This is a genomic window from Pantoea sp. Z09, from assembly GCF_022394795.1.
Lineage (GTDB): Bacteria > Pseudomonadota > Gammaproteobacteria > Enterobacterales > Enterobacteriaceae > Pantoea > Pantoea latae.
This window is the reverse complement of the sequence record NZ_CP092373.1, coordinates 1,907,230-1,924,454: the sequence shown is the minus strand read 5'-3', so window position 1 is coordinate 1,924,454 and position 17,225 is coordinate 1,907,230. Positions and strand designations below refer to the sequence as shown.

General features: G+C 62.0%; 13 protein-coding genes. 3 read left to right on the top strand and 10 right to left on the bottom strand.

The window, feature by feature from the left end; genetic code table 11:
- Positions 1 to 15 precede the first annotated feature (15 nt).
- Positions 16 to 1,290 (bottom strand): MFS transporter, encoded by a 1,275-nt coding sequence (locus MC269_RS09165; protein ID WP_239954996.1) that lies wholly within the window; start codon positions 1,288 to 1,290, stop codon positions 16 to 18.
- Positions 1,287 to 2,708 (bottom strand): M20 family metallopeptidase, encoded by a 1,422-nt coding sequence (locus MC269_RS09160; protein WP_239954995.1) that lies wholly within the window; start codon positions 2,706 to 2,708, stop codon positions 1,287 to 1,289. Before MC269_RS09160 ends, MC269_RS09165 begins: the two co-directional genes overlap by 4 nt.
- 153 nt (positions 2,709 to 2,861) lie before the next feature.
- Between MC269_RS09160 and MC269_RS09155 the strand changes: the two genes are divergently transcribed.
- Positions 2,862 to 3,770, top strand: coding sequence for a LysR family transcriptional regulator (locus MC269_RS09155; protein ID WP_239954994.1), 909 nt, complete (start codon positions 2,862 to 2,864; stop codon positions 3,768 to 3,770).
- Here the strand turns inward: MC269_RS09155 and MC269_RS09150 are convergent, their stop codons facing one another.
- Complete coding sequence (locus MC269_RS09150) at positions 3,771 to 5,360, bottom strand: ABC transporter substrate-binding protein (RefSeq protein ID WP_081137727.1); 1,590 nt, start codon at positions 5,358 to 5,360, stop codon at positions 3,771 to 3,773.
- A gap of 122 nt (positions 5,361 to 5,482) precedes the next feature.
- Between MC269_RS09150 and pepT the strand changes: the two genes are divergently transcribed.
- The gene (gene pepT / locus MC269_RS09145) at positions 5,483 to 6,709 is read left to right on the top strand and encodes a peptidase T (RefSeq protein ID WP_239954993.1); all 1,227 of its coding nucleotides are present in this window, start codon (positions 5,483 to 5,485) and stop codon (positions 6,707 to 6,709) included.
- Here pepT and ftrA read toward each other — a convergent pair.
- The 3 genes from ftrA to MC269_RS09130 form a co-directional block, all read right to left on the bottom strand.
- Positions 6,706 to 7,683 (bottom strand): transcriptional regulator FtrA, encoded by a 978-nt coding sequence (ftrA, locus tag MC269_RS09140; RefSeq protein WP_239954992.1) that lies wholly within the window; start codon positions 7,681 to 7,683, stop codon positions 6,706 to 6,708. The two genes, pepT and ftrA, sit on opposite strands and share 4 nt — an antisense overlap.
- 246 nt (positions 7,684 to 7,929) lie before the next feature.
- Positions 7,930 to 8,709 (bottom strand): transporter substrate-binding domain-containing protein, encoded by a 780-nt coding sequence (locus tag MC269_RS09135; protein ID WP_239954991.1) that lies wholly within the window; start codon positions 8,707 to 8,709, stop codon positions 7,930 to 7,932.
- A gap of 17 nt (positions 8,710 to 8,726) precedes the next feature.
- Positions 8,727 to 9,887 (bottom strand): methionine aminotransferase, encoded by a 1,161-nt coding sequence (locus tag MC269_RS09130; protein ID WP_239954990.1) that lies wholly within the window; start codon positions 9,885 to 9,887, stop codon positions 8,727 to 8,729.
- A 130-nt stretch (positions 9,888 to 10,017) separates the two neighbouring features.
- On the opposite strand from MC269_RS09130, the gene MC269_RS09125 reads away from it, so the two are divergent.
- Complete coding sequence (locus MC269_RS09125; RefSeq protein ID WP_239954989.1) at positions 10,018 to 10,857, top strand: LysR substrate-binding domain-containing protein; 840 nt, start codon at positions 10,018 to 10,020, stop codon at positions 10,855 to 10,857.
- On the opposite strand, the gene MC269_RS09120 is transcribed toward MC269_RS09125, so the two are convergent.
- From MC269_RS09120 to MC269_RS09105, 4 genes are all read right to left on the bottom strand, one after another.
- Positions 10,854 to 12,509 carry a methyl-accepting chemotaxis protein gene (locus tag MC269_RS09120; protein WP_239954988.1) on the bottom strand — a complete coding sequence of 552 codons (1,656 nt, stop codon included), beginning with the start codon at positions 12,507 to 12,509 and terminating at the stop codon, positions 10,854 to 10,856. The genes MC269_RS09125 and MC269_RS09120 overlap by 4 nt on opposite strands.
- A 210-nt stretch (positions 12,510 to 12,719) precedes the next feature.
- The gene (locus MC269_RS09115) at positions 12,720 to 14,237 is read right to left on the bottom strand and encodes a carboxylesterase/lipase family protein (protein WP_239954986.1); all 1,518 of its coding nucleotides are present in this window, start codon (positions 14,235 to 14,237) and stop codon (positions 12,720 to 12,722) included.
- 98 nt (positions 14,238 to 14,335) lie between these two features.
- Positions 14,336 to 15,679: a VOC family protein gene (locus MC269_RS09110; protein WP_239954984.1), complete on the bottom strand. Its 1,344-nt coding sequence runs from the start codon at positions 15,677 to 15,679 to the stop codon at positions 14,336 to 14,338.
- A 67-nt stretch (positions 15,680 to 15,746) separates the two neighbouring features.
- Positions 15,747 to 17,081, bottom strand: coding sequence for an aromatic acid/H+ symport family MFS transporter (locus tag MC269_RS09105; protein WP_239954983.1), 1,335 nt, complete (start codon positions 17,079 to 17,081; stop codon positions 15,747 to 15,749).
- Positions 17,082 to 17,225 lie beyond the last annotated feature (144 nt).

Below are 17,225 nucleotides of genomic sequence, written 5' to 3'. Positions count from 1 at the left end.
TCGCATCGCTGTTTTTTACGCGATGCGCGACCGGCTGCGCAGCAGCGCCGCGGCGCTCAGCAGCGACACCGCCATCAGATAGTAACCTGGCGCAAGGCTGGTGCCGGTGGCGTTGATCAACAGCGTGCAGATCAGCGGCGCGAAGCCGCCAAAGATGGTCACCGCGACGTTGTAGCTGATCGCCATGCCGCTGGCGCGCGTGCCGAGCGGAAAGAGATCCGCCATCACCGACGGCACGGTAGAGAAGTAGATAGACTTCAGCAGCGCCATCCAGCCCACCAGCAGCATCAACGTCAGCGGCGAGGTGTGATTCGTCATATAGCTGAACGCGGGATAGATGGTCACCAGCAGCAGCAGCAGCGATCCCCACATCAGCGGCACCCGCCCTACGCGCTCGGCGCACAGCCCCATCAGCGGCGTCACCACGGTGAGGATCACTCCCGCCAGCAGCGTGGCGCTAAAAGCGACGCTTCCCGGCAGATGCAGCGTTTTCGTGGCGTAGGTCGGCACGTAGTTGAGCATGTAGTTCACCGCCGTCGAAATCACCATCAGGCCGACTGCCAGCAGCATCAGCTCTTTCTGGCGGCCAAACAGCTGTTTCAACGGCGCCGCGCTTTTCTCCTGCTGCGTGAAGCTGGCCGGCTCATGCACGTGGCGGCGAATGTAGATCCCCAGCGGGCCAATCAGCAGGCCGAAGGCAAACGGGATGCGCCAGCCCCACGACTGAATCTCCGCCTCGCTGAGGATCTGCGTCAGCCCCAGCCCAAAGGCGGAAGCCATCAGCGTGCTCGCGCCCTGCGTGGCAAACTGCCAGCTGGCAATAAAAGCCTTACGCTCGGGAAAATGCTCCACCAGAAACGCCGTGGAGCTGCCGAACTCGCCGCCCGCCGAAAAGCCCTGGATCAGGCGCGCCAGCATAATCAGCAGCGGCGCGGCCAGCCCAATGGTGCCGTACTCTGGCATAAAGGTGATCATCGCGCCGCCCAGCATCATCAGGTTGATAGAGAGCAGCAGCGCCTTTTTACGGCCGTGGCGATCGGCGTAGTTGCCAAGCACCACCGCACCGAGCGGACGGATCAGGAATGATACGCCAAAGCTGCCGAAGGTCAGCAGCAGCGAAACCGAGGCGTCACTGGTGGGAAAGAAGGCGTGCGCGATATAGCTGGCGAAAAAGCCGTAGACCGCAATATCGAACCACTCCAGCGCGTTGCCGATACAGGTGGCGAACAGGGTTTTATGCAGGCTCGGTCTGGTGTGAACCTGCGGCGCCGTTTGCGTCAGACTGCTCATACGCGCGCCTCCTGATACGCCTGCTGCCGCGCCAGCAGCGCCTCGCCCTCTTCGCCCAGCTGCCAGAGCAGCCGGGTCATGATCTGCAACCCTTCGCGCGCCACGGACTTCAGCATATGCTCGTTGACGCCGTGCTGGCCACAGGCGGGATAGGAGTGCGGCACCCACAGCGTCGGCAGGCCCAGGATGTCGGAAAAGACCTCGTTGGGCAGCGAGCCGCCGAGGTTGGGCAGCAGCGCCGGTTTTTTGTTGCTGCTGACGGCCAGGCTCTCCAGCGCCCAGGCGACCAGCGGGCTTTGCGGATCGAGGCGCGTGGCCGGGGAGCCGCGCAGGAAGTCGACCTGTACGTCATCGAATCCGCGCGCGTGCAGATGTGCCTGCACGTGCGCCACCAGGTTTTCCCAGTCGGTGCCGACCACGAAGCGCAGCTGGCATACGGCGGTCGCCGTGCCGGGGATAGCGTTCATTGGACGCGCCGGGCTGCCGGTTTCGAACGCCAGCACCTCCAGCGTGTTCCAGCCATAGAGGCGTTCCGCCGCCGTCAGGCCTGGTTCGCCCCAGTTAGCGTCAAGCGCCGGATCGCCCGGCATGCCGCCCACCTCAATATCGCTGAGAATGGCGCGCACTGCCGCGCTCAGCGAGTCGGGCTTCAGTGCCTCGACCTGCAGCACGCCCTGCGCGTTGACCAGCGAGGCAATAGCGCTTGCCAGCCGGGTGCCGGGATTGCTCAGCAGCCCGCCCCAGTTGCCGGAATGATAGGCGTTATCGCGCGCGTTAATGGTGAGGCGGAAGTTAACCGCGCCGCGCGATCCCAGAAACAGCGTCGGTCGCGGCGCGCTGACGCGCGGGCCATCAGAGGCGATAAAGAGATCGGCGCGCAGCAGCGCCTGCTGCTGCTGGCAGAGTTCGGCCAGGCCCGGCGAGCTGATCTCTTCGCCCATCTCGAACAAAATTTTGCAGTTAAAGCCAAGGCGGCCGCCGCGCGCGTGGTAGACCTGCTCCAGCGCCGCCAGATTAACGCAGTGCTGCCCTTTGTTGTCGGCGCTGCCGCGGCCATACCAGCGATCGCCCTCTTCGGTCAGCAGCCACGGATCCAGCCCGTCGCGCCAGTTTTCATCATCGCCGAACACCACGTCGCCGTGGCCGTAAACCAGCAGCGTCGGCAGGTTTTCCGCTTCGATACGCGTCGCCACCAGAAACGGGCGCTGCGCCGCCACGGGATTATCGATAAAGTGCAGCCTAAAGCCGAGCGCCGCCAGCTGCGGGCCAATTTCGCCGTGTAAATAGTGCCTCAGCTCGCTGTCGCGATCGCCTCGCTGGCTTTCGGTTACGCACGCGATGCGACGCGCCAGAAGCTGCTGAAATTCCCCGCTGTCGAAGTAGCGCATCGCCTGGTCAACTGCCTGTTGTTCCGTCATGTTTGCCCTGTCTTTTTTATTGTGCTGTCACCTATCTTTGCCAGAAGGCCGGCATTGCCACAATTATCAATTTATCGAGCTACCTTTGCTTTTAAAGCAAGGCTACAATGCCCAAAAAAGAAGCACGCCCCGAGGCGGTGCAGAGGCGAAACGATGCAGAGCAGTGAAATCCGTTATTTTCTTGCCGTGGCCAACAGCGGCTCGCTAAGCGCCGCCAGTGAACAGCTGTTTGTGGCGGTCTCCGCCATCAGCCGGCAGATCCAGCGGCTGGAGGCGCAGGTAGGCGCGCCGCTGTTCGAGCGCCACGCGCGCGGCATGGTGCTGAACGAGGCGGGAGAAATCTTTGCCCGTCAGGTGCGGCAAAGCATGCTGGATATGGACTACGCGCTGGCGGAGATCAAAGGGCTGAAGGCGATCCGCCGCACGCTGATCCGCATCGCCTGCACCGATGGGATGGCGTTCAGCCTGCTGCCCGGCCTGCTGGCGGAATTTCGCACGCTCAATCCCGGCGTCTACTTCGCGCTGAAGGTAGAGAGCGCGCAGATGGTGGCGGAGCGGGTGCGCGCCGGCGAGTGTGACGTGGCGCTGCAGTTTAGCCTGCACCCGGAGCGCGGTGTGGAGGTAATGGGCTCCTGGCCCGCGCCGGTGCTGCTGGCGATGCATCGGGATCATCCGCTGGCGCAACGTCCGGTGACGCTGGAGGCGCTCTCCCACTACCCCATGGCGCTGCCGGAGCAGAACACCACGGTGCGCCAGCTGTTTGACCTCGCCTGTCAGATGCGCGGCTGCGTGATTGAGCCGGTGCTGACCTGCGACTATTTCGCCACGCTCTACCAGTTTCTGCTTAATACGCCCGAGGCGATAACCATCAGCAGCGCATTCACCCTGCTTAACGAAACCCAGAGCCGGGATCTGGTGCTGCGCGAGATGGGCGTCGATCAGCTCAGCCAGCGCACGCTGCAGCTGCAGCGCGTGTCGGGGCGACAGCGCAACGCGGCGCTGTCGCCCTTTCTCGCCTTTCTTCAGCAGCGCCTGAACGCCATCGCCACCGGGCTGGCTTAGCTACTCTTTGATATCGACCGGATAGAAGATGTGCTTGCCGAACGGATCGATCTGGTAGCCGTCTACCTCTTTGCGCACCGGCTCGAAGATGGTCGAGTGCGCGATCATCACCGCTGGCATCTGATCGTGCATGATCTGCTGCGCCTGCAGATAGAGCGCGGTGCGTTTGCCCTGATCCGGCTCAGCGCGCGCCTCGGTGATCAGCTTTTCAAACGGCTGATAGCACCACTTCGACGAGTTTGATCCACCCTGGGTCGATTTGCAGCTGTAGAGCGGCCCGAAGAAGTTATCCGGATCGCCGGTGGCGGTGGTCCATCCCATCAGCGCCGCCTGATGTTCGCCGCTGCGCACTCGCTTGAGATATTCACCCCATTCATAGGTGACGATGGTCGCCTTGATGCCGATCTTCGCCCAGTCCGCCTGGATCATCTCCGCCATGCGGCGCGCGTTGGGGTTATAGGGGCGCGACACCGGCATCGCCCAGAGCGCAATTTCGGTGCCGGGCTTGATGCCCGCCTGCTGCAGCAGCGCTTTGGCTTTCTCGGGATCGTAGTCGTAATCTTTCAGGTCTTTGTTTGCGCTCCAGACGCCCGGCGGCAGGATATTCTTTGCCGCGCTGCCGGTGCCTTTAAAAATGGCGTCGATAATCGCGGGCTTGTTGATCGCCATCGCCAGCGCCTGGCGCACCTCGACCTTATCCAGCGGCGCTTTGGTGGTGTTGAAGGCCAGGAAGCCGGTATTCAGCCCCGCTTTTTGCATCAGGTTAATCGCCGGGTTGCTGCGCATCTTCTCCAGGTCAGCGGGATTGGGGAACGGCATCACCTGACACTCGCCCTTCTCCAGCTTGGCCAGCCGAACCGAGGCGTCCGGCGTGATGCTGAACACGATGCGATCCAGCTTCGCCTTGCCCGCCCAGTAGTGCGGAAACGCCTTGTAGAGAATGCGCGAGTCTTTCTGATACTGCACCAGCTGGAACGGGCCTGTGCCGATCGGATCCATATCGACTTTTTCCGGCGTGCCCGCTTTCAGCATTTTGTCGGCGTATTCGGCGGAGTGAATCGAGGCGAAGTACCAGGCGAGATCGGCCAGGAACGGCGACTCCGCGTGGCTCAGGGTAAAGCGTACGGTGTAGTCGTCAACGCGATCGATGCTTTTAATCAGCGTCGCCAGCTCCAGGCTGTCGAAGTTGGCGTAGGTGCCGCCCGAGACGTTGTGATAGGGATTTTTCACATCCATCTGCCGCATAAAAGAGAAAATGACATCGTCGGCATTAAAATTGCGGCTGGGTTTGAAGGCTTTATTCTCCTGAAAAGCGACGTTTTTACGCAGATGGAAGGTGTAGACCTTGCCGTCCGGGCTGATCTCCCAGCTTTCGGCCAGGCTCGGCACCAGCTCCGTGGTGCCATATTTAAAATCCACCAGCCGGTTGAACACCGGCACCGCGCTGGCGTCCACGCTGGTTCCCGAGGTATAAAGCTGCGGATTGAAGTTCTCCGGCGACCCTTCCGCACAGTAAACCAGCGTCTTCGCGCCGGCATTATGCGCCAGGGTTGCGGTTAGCAACGCCAGCATCGCTATCTTCACTTTCATCATTTCCTCACTTTTTATTGACTTCCGTTGGTCAGATTCCCTAAATGATCCAGGCGCTTTATGGATACCACGTTTTCGTAACATAGCGAATGCTGCTGTTGGCAGACAAATAAGGATCAGTGATGACAGCCCTTGCAAATCAGTTAACTCAACGTTTTTTCCGCTATCTGGCGGTCAGCAGCCAGAGCGACGCTAAATCCGCTACCTTGCCGAGCACGCCGAGCCAGCACGCCATGGCGCAGCTGCTGGCGCAGGAGCTGACCGCTCTCGGGCTGGATGAGGTGGTCATCGACAGCAGCGCCACGGTGACCGCCGTAAAGCGCGGCAACCGGCAGGATGCACCGCGCATCGGTTTTATCACCCATATCGACACCGTAGACGTCGGCCTGTCGCCTGACATCCATCCGCAGATCCTCACCTGGCAGGGCGAAGACCTGCTGCTCAACGCGCGCGAAGATATCTGGCTGCGTCGCGACCAACATCCCGAGATCGCGCCCTATCTCGGCGAGGAGATTATCTTTAGCGACGGCACCAGCGTGCTCGGCGCGGATAACAAAGCGGCGGTGACGGTGGTAATGACGCTGATGGAGAATCTACAGGGGGAGCACGGCGATATCGTTGTGGCCTTTGTGCCCGACGAAGAGATTGGCCTGCGCGGCGCGAAGGCGCTGGATCTGGAAACGCGCTTCAACGTCGATTTCGCCTGGACCATCGACTGCTGCGAACTGGGCGAAGTGGTGTATGAGAACTTCAACGGCGCGTCGGCGGAAATCACCTTTACCGGCGTGCCGGCGCACCCGATGTCGGCCAAAGGGGTGTTGGTCAACCCGCTGCTGATGGCGCACGACTTTATCAGCCTGTTCGATCGTCAGGCGACGCCGGAGCATACCGAGGGCCGCGAAGGCTATATCTGGTTTAACGAGCTGCAGGCGGGCGCCAGCCAGGCGACGCTGAAGGCCTCGATCCGCGATTTCGATCTGGCGCAGTTCGCGGCGCGCAAAGCCCAGTTGCAGCAGGCCGTGACGACCATCGCCCAGCGCTACCCCTCCGGCGACGTCGCTATCAGCATCAGCGACATCTACAGCAATATCAGCAATGCCGTGGGCGAGGATCGCCGCGCGATCGATCTGATCTTCACCGCGCTGGCGGATCTCGATATTGAACCGAAGGTGATCCCGATGCGCGGCGGCACTGACGGCGCGGCGCTGTCGGCGAAGGGGCTGCTGACGCCAAACTTCTTTACCGGCGCGCATAATTTCCACTCACGCTTTGAGTTTCTGCCCATCTCTTCGTTTGTGAAGTCCTATCAGGTGGCGGAGCGGCTCTGTTTGCTGGCGGCGCAGAGCTAACTCAGCTCAGCGCGGTTGATTCCGCCAAAGGTTTTGCGATAGGTGGAGAGTGAAATCCCCGCGGATTTACGAAAGGCGGCGCGAAAACTCTCCATCGATCCAAACCCACAGCGCGTCATGATTTGCTCGTTCAGCAGCTGGTTATTTTCCAGCAGCTCGCGCGCCAGGTTCATTCGCGCCTGCAGCAGCCAGGCTTTGGGTGTGGTGCCTGACGCGTTGCTGAATCGACGCAGGAAGGTGCGCTCTGACATCAACGCCTGCTGCGCCATCTGCCTGACAGAGACATTGCGGTGTAAATTTTGCAGCGCCCACTCCAGCACCGGCGCAATCTCATCCCGCGGCTTTTGCGCCACCGGCGCAGGGATAAACTGCGTTTGCCCGCCGCCGCGCTGGGGAGCGATAACTAACCGTCGGGCGACGATATTGGCAATCTGCGTGCCGTAATCACGACTCACCAGATGCAAACAGGCATCAATGCCCGCCGCGCTGCCCGCTGAAGTGATGATTTGACCGCTATCGACATAGAGCACATTCGGGTCCACCTCGATAGCGGGATAGCGGCTCGCCAGCTCATCGGTGTAGCGCCAGTGGGTGGTGGCGCGCAGCCCATTGAGCAAGCCCGCCGCCGCGAGAACAAACACGCCGGAACAGATTGACACCAGCCGTGTGCCGCGCTGGTGGGCTGCGCACAGCGCGTGCAGCAACGCCTGCGGCGGCCTTTCGTCGCGATTACGCCAGCCGGGGATAATAATGGTTTGCGCCTCGCTGAGGGAGTCCAGCCCAAAGGAGGAGACAATCTGGATCCCTTCCGCTACCTGCATCGGCGACGCGTCGACAGAAACGATCCGGTGCTGATACCAGGGAAAATCAAACTCAGGGCGAGGCAGACCAAAAATCTCGACGGCAATACCAAACTCAAAGGTGCACAGCCCTTCATAGGCCAGAACGGCCACTAATCCTGCTTGATTCAACATTGGCGGAAAACGACCGGTTATTATCGGAGCCGCCACTGTACCAGCTGTCTGACGCTTCACACAATCAGCAGGCATTCAGCCAAAAGAGAGAGTCGTCATGCCGCGTTTAATCAGGTTTGCCTGCGAATGCTGACGGGCCGCGGCCCTTTCCAGCCGCGCACACGGAAGCTGGCCAGCAGGCTGGGGCCGCCCCTGAGCGGCTCCAGACTGCGTGATCACCCCGTGCTTAACTGAGCCGCCTTTCTTTTACTTCGTCGCGCTGACGTCAATGCCGGGGAAATATTTCTCCGCCAGCTTTTTCACCGTGCCGTCATCCTGAATCTTGGTGATCGCCGCATCCAGCTCCTGCTTCAGCTTCGCGTCGCCCTTGCGCAGACCGAAACCGATGCCAGAGCCGAGGATGGCGTCATCCTCAACCGCTTTGCCGGCGAAGACGAAGCCTTTACCCTGCGGTTTATCGAGGAAGCCCGACTGACCGGCGGCGGACATCACCAGCGTGCCGTCGAGACGGCCGGCGACCATATCGTTATAGACCTGGTTCTGATCCTGATAGGAGGTGACGGTCACGCCCTGGGTTTCCCAGTGCTTCTTGGCGTAGGTCTCCTGAATTGATCCCTGCAGCACGCCAATGTTCTTGCCTTTCAGCGCCTCGGCGGTCGGCTGCAGCTTCTCGCCCTCTTTGACGATCAGCATGCTGGGAATACGGTAGATCGGTTTGGTGAAGTCGATGCTTTTCGCCCGCGCCTCGGTGATGTTCATCGCCGAGTTAATGGCGTCGAACTTCTTCGCCTGCAGCGCCGGGATCAGCGCGTCGAAGCTGCTCTCCACCCATTGGCAGCTAAAATTGCCGGTGGCGCAAATAGCCTTGCCCAGCTCGATATCGAATCCTTCCAGCTCGCCCTGCGCGTTGCGACTCTCAAACGGCGCATACTGCGACTCCAGACCGTAGCGCAGCGTCTCCGCCGCCAGCGCCTGTACCGAACTCATCATGCCCAGAGCAAGAAAGAGCGCATTCAGTTTTTTCATGTTGTTTTCCCCTGAGATTAACCCTTAACCCGACAGAGCGCTTCTGCGCCGCGCTGCAGGGTGGCGTCGTCTTTTGCAAAAGAGAGACGAATCACGTTGTTATCGGTGCCGTCCATATAAAACGCCGAAAGCGGAATGGTGGCCACGCCGTGTTCAACGATAAGACGTTTTACCATCTCGCTGTCAGGTTCGTCACTGAAATGTCCGTAGCGGGCTAAAACAAAAAACGAACCGGCGCACGGCAGCAGTTCAAACGGCGAATCCTGCAGCAGCGTTACCAGACGATCGCGCTTCTGCTGATAGAACGCCGACAGCGAGAGATAGTTTTCCGCCTGCTGCAGATAGTGCGCGAACCCGACCTGCATCGGCGTATCGGCGGCATACATCATAAACTGATGCACCTTCACCAGCTCCGCCATCAGCTCGGCGGGCGCCAGGCAGTAGCCGACGCGCCAGCCGGTGACGTGAAAGGTTTTGCCGAACGACGAGACGATGATGCTGCGCTGCGCCAGCTCGGGATGCGTCGCCATGCCGCAGTGGGCGCGACCGTCGAATACAATATGCTCATAGACTTCGTCGGAGAGCACCACAATGTCGGTGTTGCGCGTCAGCGCCGCCAGCTGCGCCAGGTCATCGGGCGTCAGTACCTGCGCGCTCGGGTTGTGCGGCGTGTTGATGATGATCATGCGGGTGCGCGGCGTCAGCGCAGCGCGCAGCGCCGTCCAGTCAATGGCGTAGTCCGGGAACGCCAGCTTCAGGCCGATCGGCGTGCCGCCCTGCAGACGCACCACCGGCGCATAGCTGTCGAAGGCGGGTTCGAAGAAGATCACCTCATCGCCGCGGTTCACCAGCGCGGTGATCGCCATATAGATGCCCTGGCTGGCGCTGCCGCTGATCAGCACCTCGCTGGCGGGATCGTAATGCTGCCCGTAGAGCGCTGCGACCTTGGCCGCCAGCGCCTCTCTGAGCGCGGGCAAGCCGGTCATCGGCGCGTACTGGTTATGCCCCTCGCGCATGGCGCGGCTCACCGACTCCACCAGCGCCGGATCGCACGGGAAGTTTGGCGCGCCCTGCGACAGGTTGATGGCGTTGTGGCGCGCGGAGAGCTGTCCGATGACGCTAAATATCGTGGTGCCGACGTCAGGCAATTTTGACGCGACGTTAACGCTGCTTTTCATGGCGACTGGCTCCTGCATGCGTGCATAAAAATGTAAATTTTGCTGGATTCTATTCAACGACCCTCCTCTTGAGCCGACAAGCGAAATGTTGTCATAATAGCCATGACGAAAATGCATAGCTGGAGTCACGATGTCGCGTACTTTGCCGCTCAACGCCATACACGCCTTTCTGGTGACCGCGCGTCATCTCAACCTGACGCGCGCGGCGGGCGAACTCTGTATTACCCAGGGCGCGGTTAGCCGCAAAATCGCCGCCTTTGAACACTATCTGGGGTTTGCGCTGTTTGAACGGCACGCGCGCGGGCTGCGTCTGACGCCGCAGGGCGCCGCGCTGCTGCCAGAGCTGCGGCTCGGGTTTGAGCAGATGATCAGCGCGACGGATAAGGCGTGGCGCCACAACGGCGCGATACGGCTGAAGGCGCCGACCTGCGCGATGCGCTGGCTGGTGCCGCGGCTGGTGGCGCTGGAACAGCGCCAGCCGGAGCTGCATGTCGCGCTCACCACCACGCTGGAGCATAACGCGCAGCTGGAAGGGTTTGATGCCGCCATCATCTACGGCACGCCGCCCACCGGCGCGGTGCACCTGTTCGACGAGGCGATTACGCCGGTGATGGCCGCCGGGATGACGCCGCCCGCCGCGCCAGCGGCGCTGGCCGGCATGACTTTTCTGCATCCCACCGCCGACAACCGCGACTGGCTGCTGTGGCTCGGGGCACAAAACAGCACGCTGACGATGGCGCGCAATCAGCATTTCAGCACCATGGATTTGGCGATTAGCGCGGCGATACAGGGGTTTGGCGTGACGGTGGCGGATATTAATCTGGTAGAGAGCGATCTGGCGAACGGCCGCCTGATCGCGCCGTTCGCCAGCCGGGTGAAAACCGGGGCGAGCTACAGTCTGCTGCAGCGTTCGCCGCAGGATGCGCCGCCCTTCCTGCTGGAACTGGCGGCGTGGCTGTCGCGTGACTAAAAGGTGACCCAGTCGCCGCTGCTGTCGGCCGTGCGGCGAGGCGTGCCGCCTGCGGCTGGCGTGGCGGCGGCGCGCGGCGCGCTGTGCGGCGTCTCCTGCGACGACAAACGGAAGCGAGCCACCGACGCCTCCAGCGATTCGGTCTGACGCGCCAGCGCAGCGGCGGCGGCGGAGACCTCTTCCACCAGCGAGGCGTTTTGCTGGGTGACGCTGTCCATTTCTGTTACGGCGACACCCACCTGCGAGATGCCTTTGCTCTGCTCCTCTGACGCCGAGGCGATCTGCTTCATAATGGCGTCGACGTCCTGCACCGACTTCAAAATGTGGTGCATGGTGGTGCCGGTGTTGCTGACCAGCACCGCGCCTTTATCTACGCGCTGCACCGAATCTTCAATCAGCGCGGCAATCTCTTTCGCGGCGGCCGCGCTGCGCTGCGCCAGGTTGCGCACCTCGCTGGCGACCACGGCGAATCCACGCCCCTGTTCGCCGGCGCGCGCCGCCTCGACGGCCGCGTTCAGCGCCAGAATATTGGTCTGGAAGGCGATGCCGTTGATGACGCTGGTGATCTCGGCGATCTTTTTCGAACTGCCGGAGATGCCCTGCATGGTGGTGACGACGTCGCTCACCAGCTGACCGCCCTGCTGCGCGGTTGAGGACGCGGTCTCCGCCAGCTGGCTCGCCTGACGCGCGTTGTCGGCGTTCAGCTTCACCGTGGCGGTGAGCTGCTCCATACTGGCGGCGGTCTGCTCCAGCGCCGCCGCCTGCTCTTCGGTGCGCGACGAGAGATCGTTATTGCCCGCTGAAATTTCCGCCGCCCCGCGCGAAATATTCTCGGTGCCGCCGCGAATGGCGCTGACCGCCTCGCGCAGGCTCTCCTGCATGGCGCTCAGCAGCGGCACCAGCTTGCCGACGCAGTTGCGCCCGAAAGGTTCGACCGGCTGGCTGAGATCGCCGGTGGCGATCACCGCGAAATGCGCGCGGATGCGATCCAGCGGTTTCACCAGCATCGTCACCAGATAGCGATCGGTGAACAGCAGGATCAGCAGACCGATCACCACCGCCGCTACCAGCGTGATTTTGGTCAGCGCGGTCAGACGATCGACGTTAACCCGGGTTTGATCCAGCTTGACGGCCGCCGCCTGATTGAAGGTTTCGGCGCTGGCGCCAAAGGCGCGGCTCAGCGCCGGCGTCACGCCGTTGGCCTGCTGGCGATAGGCCTCCAGCGTCTCCTGACGCGCTTTCTGTACCTGCGGCGCGACGCCCTCATCCAGCAGCTTTTGCCAGCTGGCGATGGTCTGGTCGACGATCTGCGGATCCATCGGGCCTGGCGCCATCTGCTTAAACTGCGCCAGCTGCTGCGTCATATTATCCAGCGCCTGCTGCACCGGCTTCCACTCCTGCTCCGCAGGCTGGGCGCCGCTGGCTTTGCTCTCCATCACGCGCGACAGCCGCGTAATGACGCGAAAATATTGATCGTTGCCTTTGCTCAGAATGGTCATCTGCGCGACCAGATGACGATCGACGTCATTGCCCGCGCTGAGGGCGCCGAGCGAATGCACGCTGAACCAGCCCACTGCGCACCACAGCAGGCAAAACAGGCCGAGGATCCACAGCATAACGGCGCGAATCGTAAAGTTTTTTAACATACCCATAGCCAAATCCTTGACGGTGAAAACCGAGAGGGGCCCGAAAAAGTCGGGCATACAGGCGTTATCGGCAGGATTTCAGGAAGGTGCAGCGCTTTAGTTAGCAAAAAAATTGCTGAATCCGCACGGGCTGTTTTAGGCCAGGGTGTTCATTTAACGGGATTTCACGCGCTGGCGCGCGTGTGAAATCCCTTCAGCCGCCTTGATAATTAGCTGTCAAAGCTTAACCATGCTTTTCATCATCAGACGAAACAGCCGCAGGCGCGCGCGCATAAAGTTGCGCTTCAGCTGCAATGCCGCTTTGCCGCCGTCGCCGAACGCCAGCGTCATATCCTCTCCAGGATGCCAGGCGGGCCAGCTTACCGCGCCCTCCAGCCGATGGCTGAACTCTCCCGCGTCGCGCGCAAAGGTAAACCAGTAGTCCGCCATGCGCTGCGAAAAGACGTGATCGCCTGCGCTGTAGGGACGATCGCCGTCGCCGGGCTGCATCGTCGCCAGGGTGTTGAAGGCGTAGGGCACCTCGTTGCCGTGCCAGGCGCCGTGCGGATAGAGATCGCGCGACTGCTCGGAAACATAGTCAAACCAGTAGCGCCAGCCGGGCATGCCGATGTTGTGCTGGGCGCGCATCAGGATCCACGGCATCACGCTGAACGCCATATCGCGCGCCGCCGCCCGACCCAGCAGACGATCGTCATGAATGTCGTAGAGCCACTTCAGCAGCCGATAGCTGAGAGGCTTGCCTACGCGCAGCTGGCGCATCATCTCGGCCGTATCGACATCAAAGTATGTGAGCACGCTGGCCTCGTCGCTATTGCTGCCCGCCATCAGCGGAATGCGATGCTGGCGCGCCGCCATAAAGGTGGTCAGCATCGGCTGCGGCAACACGGCGTCGCCGGCAATCGGCACCGGCCCTGGCGACAGAGAGCGATCCAGCCGCCAGAACGCCTCGGCAGGCAGCTCGCGCAGCTGCTGCGCGGTGGCGTTGCGCAGTCCAAAGTGGGCGGCGACCTGCTCGCCCTGCTGCAACGCCGCTTTGCGCGGCTTGTCCGGCAGGCTGTAGGCGCTTTGCACAATACCTTTGTGAAACAAACCCTCCGCCAGCGGCGAGCAGCAGAGCGACAGCACGCTGCGCGCGCCGGAGGATTCGCCGAATAGCGTGACGTTGTCACGATCGCCACCAAAGGTGGGAATATTGCGCTGCACCCACTGCAGTGCGGCAATCTGATCGAGCAAGGCGAAGTTATTCACCACGCCGCCGGCGCGATACTCCGCGTCCAGCGCGGGGTGCGCAAAAAATCCGAGGTGGCCGAGCCGATAGTTTATCGTCACCACCACCGCGCCGCGTGCCGCCAGCGGCTTGCCGCTATAGGGCGGCAGACCGCCGGAGCCCATGGCGAAGCCGCCGCCGTGCAGCCACACCATTACCGGCAGCGGCCGCGACGGCTCGACGTCGGGTGTCCAGACGTTGAGATAAAGACAATCTTCGCTGAGCACGCCAGGATCGCCGCCGCCAGCCACGACGCAGAGTTCGCGGTTCTGCCAGCTGGCGGCGCCAAACGCCGTGGCGTCGCGCACCTCCCGCCACGGCGCGACCGGCTGCGGCGCGCGCCAGCGTAGCGCCCCCACCGGCGCAGCGGCATAGGGGATCCCCTTAAACACAAAGAGATCCTCATCCATACTTCCTCTTAGCTCACCTTCCGCAGTCCTGAGGCGCAGAGGTCGTCTGTTTTTCATTACCTGTTCCCTGATAAAGCGTTAAGGCATTATCTACAGGCGGTTAAGATATTGTCCATGTGTCTGGTGCATTTGCAGAATATGCTGAATCGTCGCCGCTATGCCTCGCTGACACCGCAGCGCGCCAGCGACTGCCGCTGACGCGCCTCATACAGCGCCATTTCATCCTGCACCGGCGCGCCCAGCGCCGCTTCAAAGTCGGCCCGGCTGGCGTTGCCTGCCGAGCGCGCCTGCGCCCTGTCGCCCAGGTTCGACTGGAAAATGCCCGCGGCGCTGACCGGCAAAAAATCTTCATAAATAATCGGATCGGCGATTAGCCGTCCCTGTTCAATCAGCGCCGCAGCCGATTCGCCCGGCTGCGGCGGCTGCGCCGCGCCCTGTTCGCTCAGGCGATAGCTGAACCAGGCGAGCTGCTGCTCGCGCAGGCTGCGCTCGTCGTCGGGAAAGGCACGGAACACCTCGCTCAGCCGCCGCTGATGCTGCTGGTTGTCGGTGCCGGTGCCCGCTTCCGCCAGCAGACGATCGTAGAGCGCGCGCCCTTTCGGCGTCAGCGCCGCGCCGCGCTGCTCAATTTCGCCGAAGCGCGCGGTGTGGGTGCCAGTTTCGCCCTGCTGAAAAATCACCGGCTCCTCCAGCGCCTTGAAGCTGGTCTGGCGCAGCAGGATCGGCACCTCGCGCCGCGGCGGCCCCTCAATAACCGCTTTGGGATCGATGCCGTAGTCAGGCATCAGCGCCTGCACGCGGTCGATATCGAGCGTGCGCGGCGTCAGGTGATTGATATGGCAGCCGGGAAAGCAGACCACGTCGGCGATCAGGCGATGCTGCTGACTGAGCGCCTGATAGTCGGCGCTGTCGACGGAGCTCAGGGCATGCCAGCGAAAGGTCTCCAGCGCCTCGTGAACAAAGGCGTCGGCATCGGCCTCGCTGAGTCCGCCCTGCTGCTGATGCTGCGCCATTAGCGCCCGACAGCGCGGGGTAAAAATGTCGCGCTGCGCCAGAATCCTCGCCGCTTTTTCACGCAGAGGAATATCGTCGATCAGCTCCAGCCGCAGCAGCGAGGTGAAAATGCGAAAGGGATTACGGCGCAGCGCCTCGTCGCTTACCGGGCGAAAGGCGGTGGAGTGCACCGGCACGCCCGCCTGCGAGAGGTCGTAATAGCCGACCGGCGCCATGCCCATCACCGCGAACATCTGCCGCAGCGTCGCCAGCTCCTGCGCGGTGCCAACGCGTATCGCGCCGTGCCGCTCCAGGTTGAGACGGCTGAGTTCGTCAGCCGCCTCCAGTCGGGCGTGCAGCGCCGGGTTGTCCGCGAGGCAGCGCGCGTTGACCTGCTGCACTAGCTCCATCAGCGTGCCGTACTGCGGCACTTCCTGCTGATACATAGCGGACATTGCCTGAGAGAAGCGCGTACGAATAGCGTCCGCGCTGAGGAAGTGCTCCATGTTGCCTCCTGACATCGTTCGGGTTGCTGCTACTGTAGAAGCAACCCGATGTCGGCAGGCGAAAAAGTTATGGATTTGTGATCGGCTTAAAGCCGAAGCGGTTTTTCAGCGCCAGCATCAGGGTGGTAAGCAGCGCCGGGATCGCCAGCAGCACGAAGATCAGGCTAAATGACCAGCCGAGCGACAGCATCTCCGCGCCGACAAAGGCGCTGAGTATCGCGCCAACCCGGCCGACGCCGTGCATCCAGCTGGAGCCGGTCGCGCGCGCGTGGGTAGGATAGTAGCTGGCCGACAGCGCGTTCATCCCGGTATTGGCGCCGTTGAAGCAGAAGCCGCTGCAGAAGGCGATGCTGCTCATTATCCCTACCTCCGCCGGCGAAAAGCCGAGCGCCACGATCGCCAGCCCGCCGCAGAAGTAGATCCCCGCCAGCGCCAGATTGGCGTTAAAGCGATCCATCAGCCAGCCGGCGAACAGCGATCCCAGCGTGCCGCCCGCCTGGTACATGGCGGTAATAATGGCCGCTTCGGTCACCGACATGCCCAGCGTGTTGATCAGCGATGGCAGCCAGCTGCCAATCAGATAGACCAGAAATAGCCCCATAAAATAGCCGCCCCACAGCATCAGGCTGCCAAACAGGTAGCGACGCGACACCACGGTACCGATTGCGCCCTGGGTCGGCGGCAGCGATTCCTGAGCGTGAAAGGCGCTGTCAGGCTGGGTGGCACCGGGCAGCATGCGCTCAAGAATGGCGTGGATGCGCGACGCGGGCGCGCGGCGGCTGATGAGAAAGCGCACCGACTCTGGCAGTCCGCGCACCAGCAGCGGCAAAATCACCAGCGGCAGGATGCCGCCCAGCAGCATCACCGCGTGCCAGCCGTAGCGCGGCAGCAGCCAGGAGGCGGCGAAACCGCCGCTGGCGGCGCCGAAGGTGAAGCCGCAGAACACCACGGTGATAATAAAGGCGCGGCGGCGCTCCGGCGCATACTCGGCCACCAGCGTGCCGACGTTGGGCATTGCCGCGCCCAGCCCTAGCCCGGTCAGAAAGCGAAACAGCATCATCTGTTCGATGTTGTGCGCCAGCGCGGTGGCAAGGGTCCAGAGGCCGAAAAAGAAGACGCTGAGGATAATCATCATGCGGCGCCCGTAGCGATCCGCCAGCGGCCCCGCCAGCATGGCACCGAGCGCCAGCCCAACCAGCGCGGCGCTGATCACGAGACCGAGCTGATGATTGGTGACGCCCCAGCTCGCCTTGAGGGTCGGCGCGATAAAGCCCATCAGCGCGATATCCATGCCGTCAAGGGCGACCACGATAAAGCAGAGTGCAATCAGCCGCTTTTGCCAACGGCTCAGCTCTGACTGGTTGATTAACTGGCGAACGTCTACCGCCTCGACGCTGGTCACTGCGAACTCCTCACTGCGCTCACCGCATGAGACATCAGTTTTGGTAAAAAAAACGGCAGCTATGATAGCCGATCGTTAACAATAAGAGGGGGAATTTTTATATGATATTGAGAATTATTCAACATCTATCAGCTAACCTTTTGA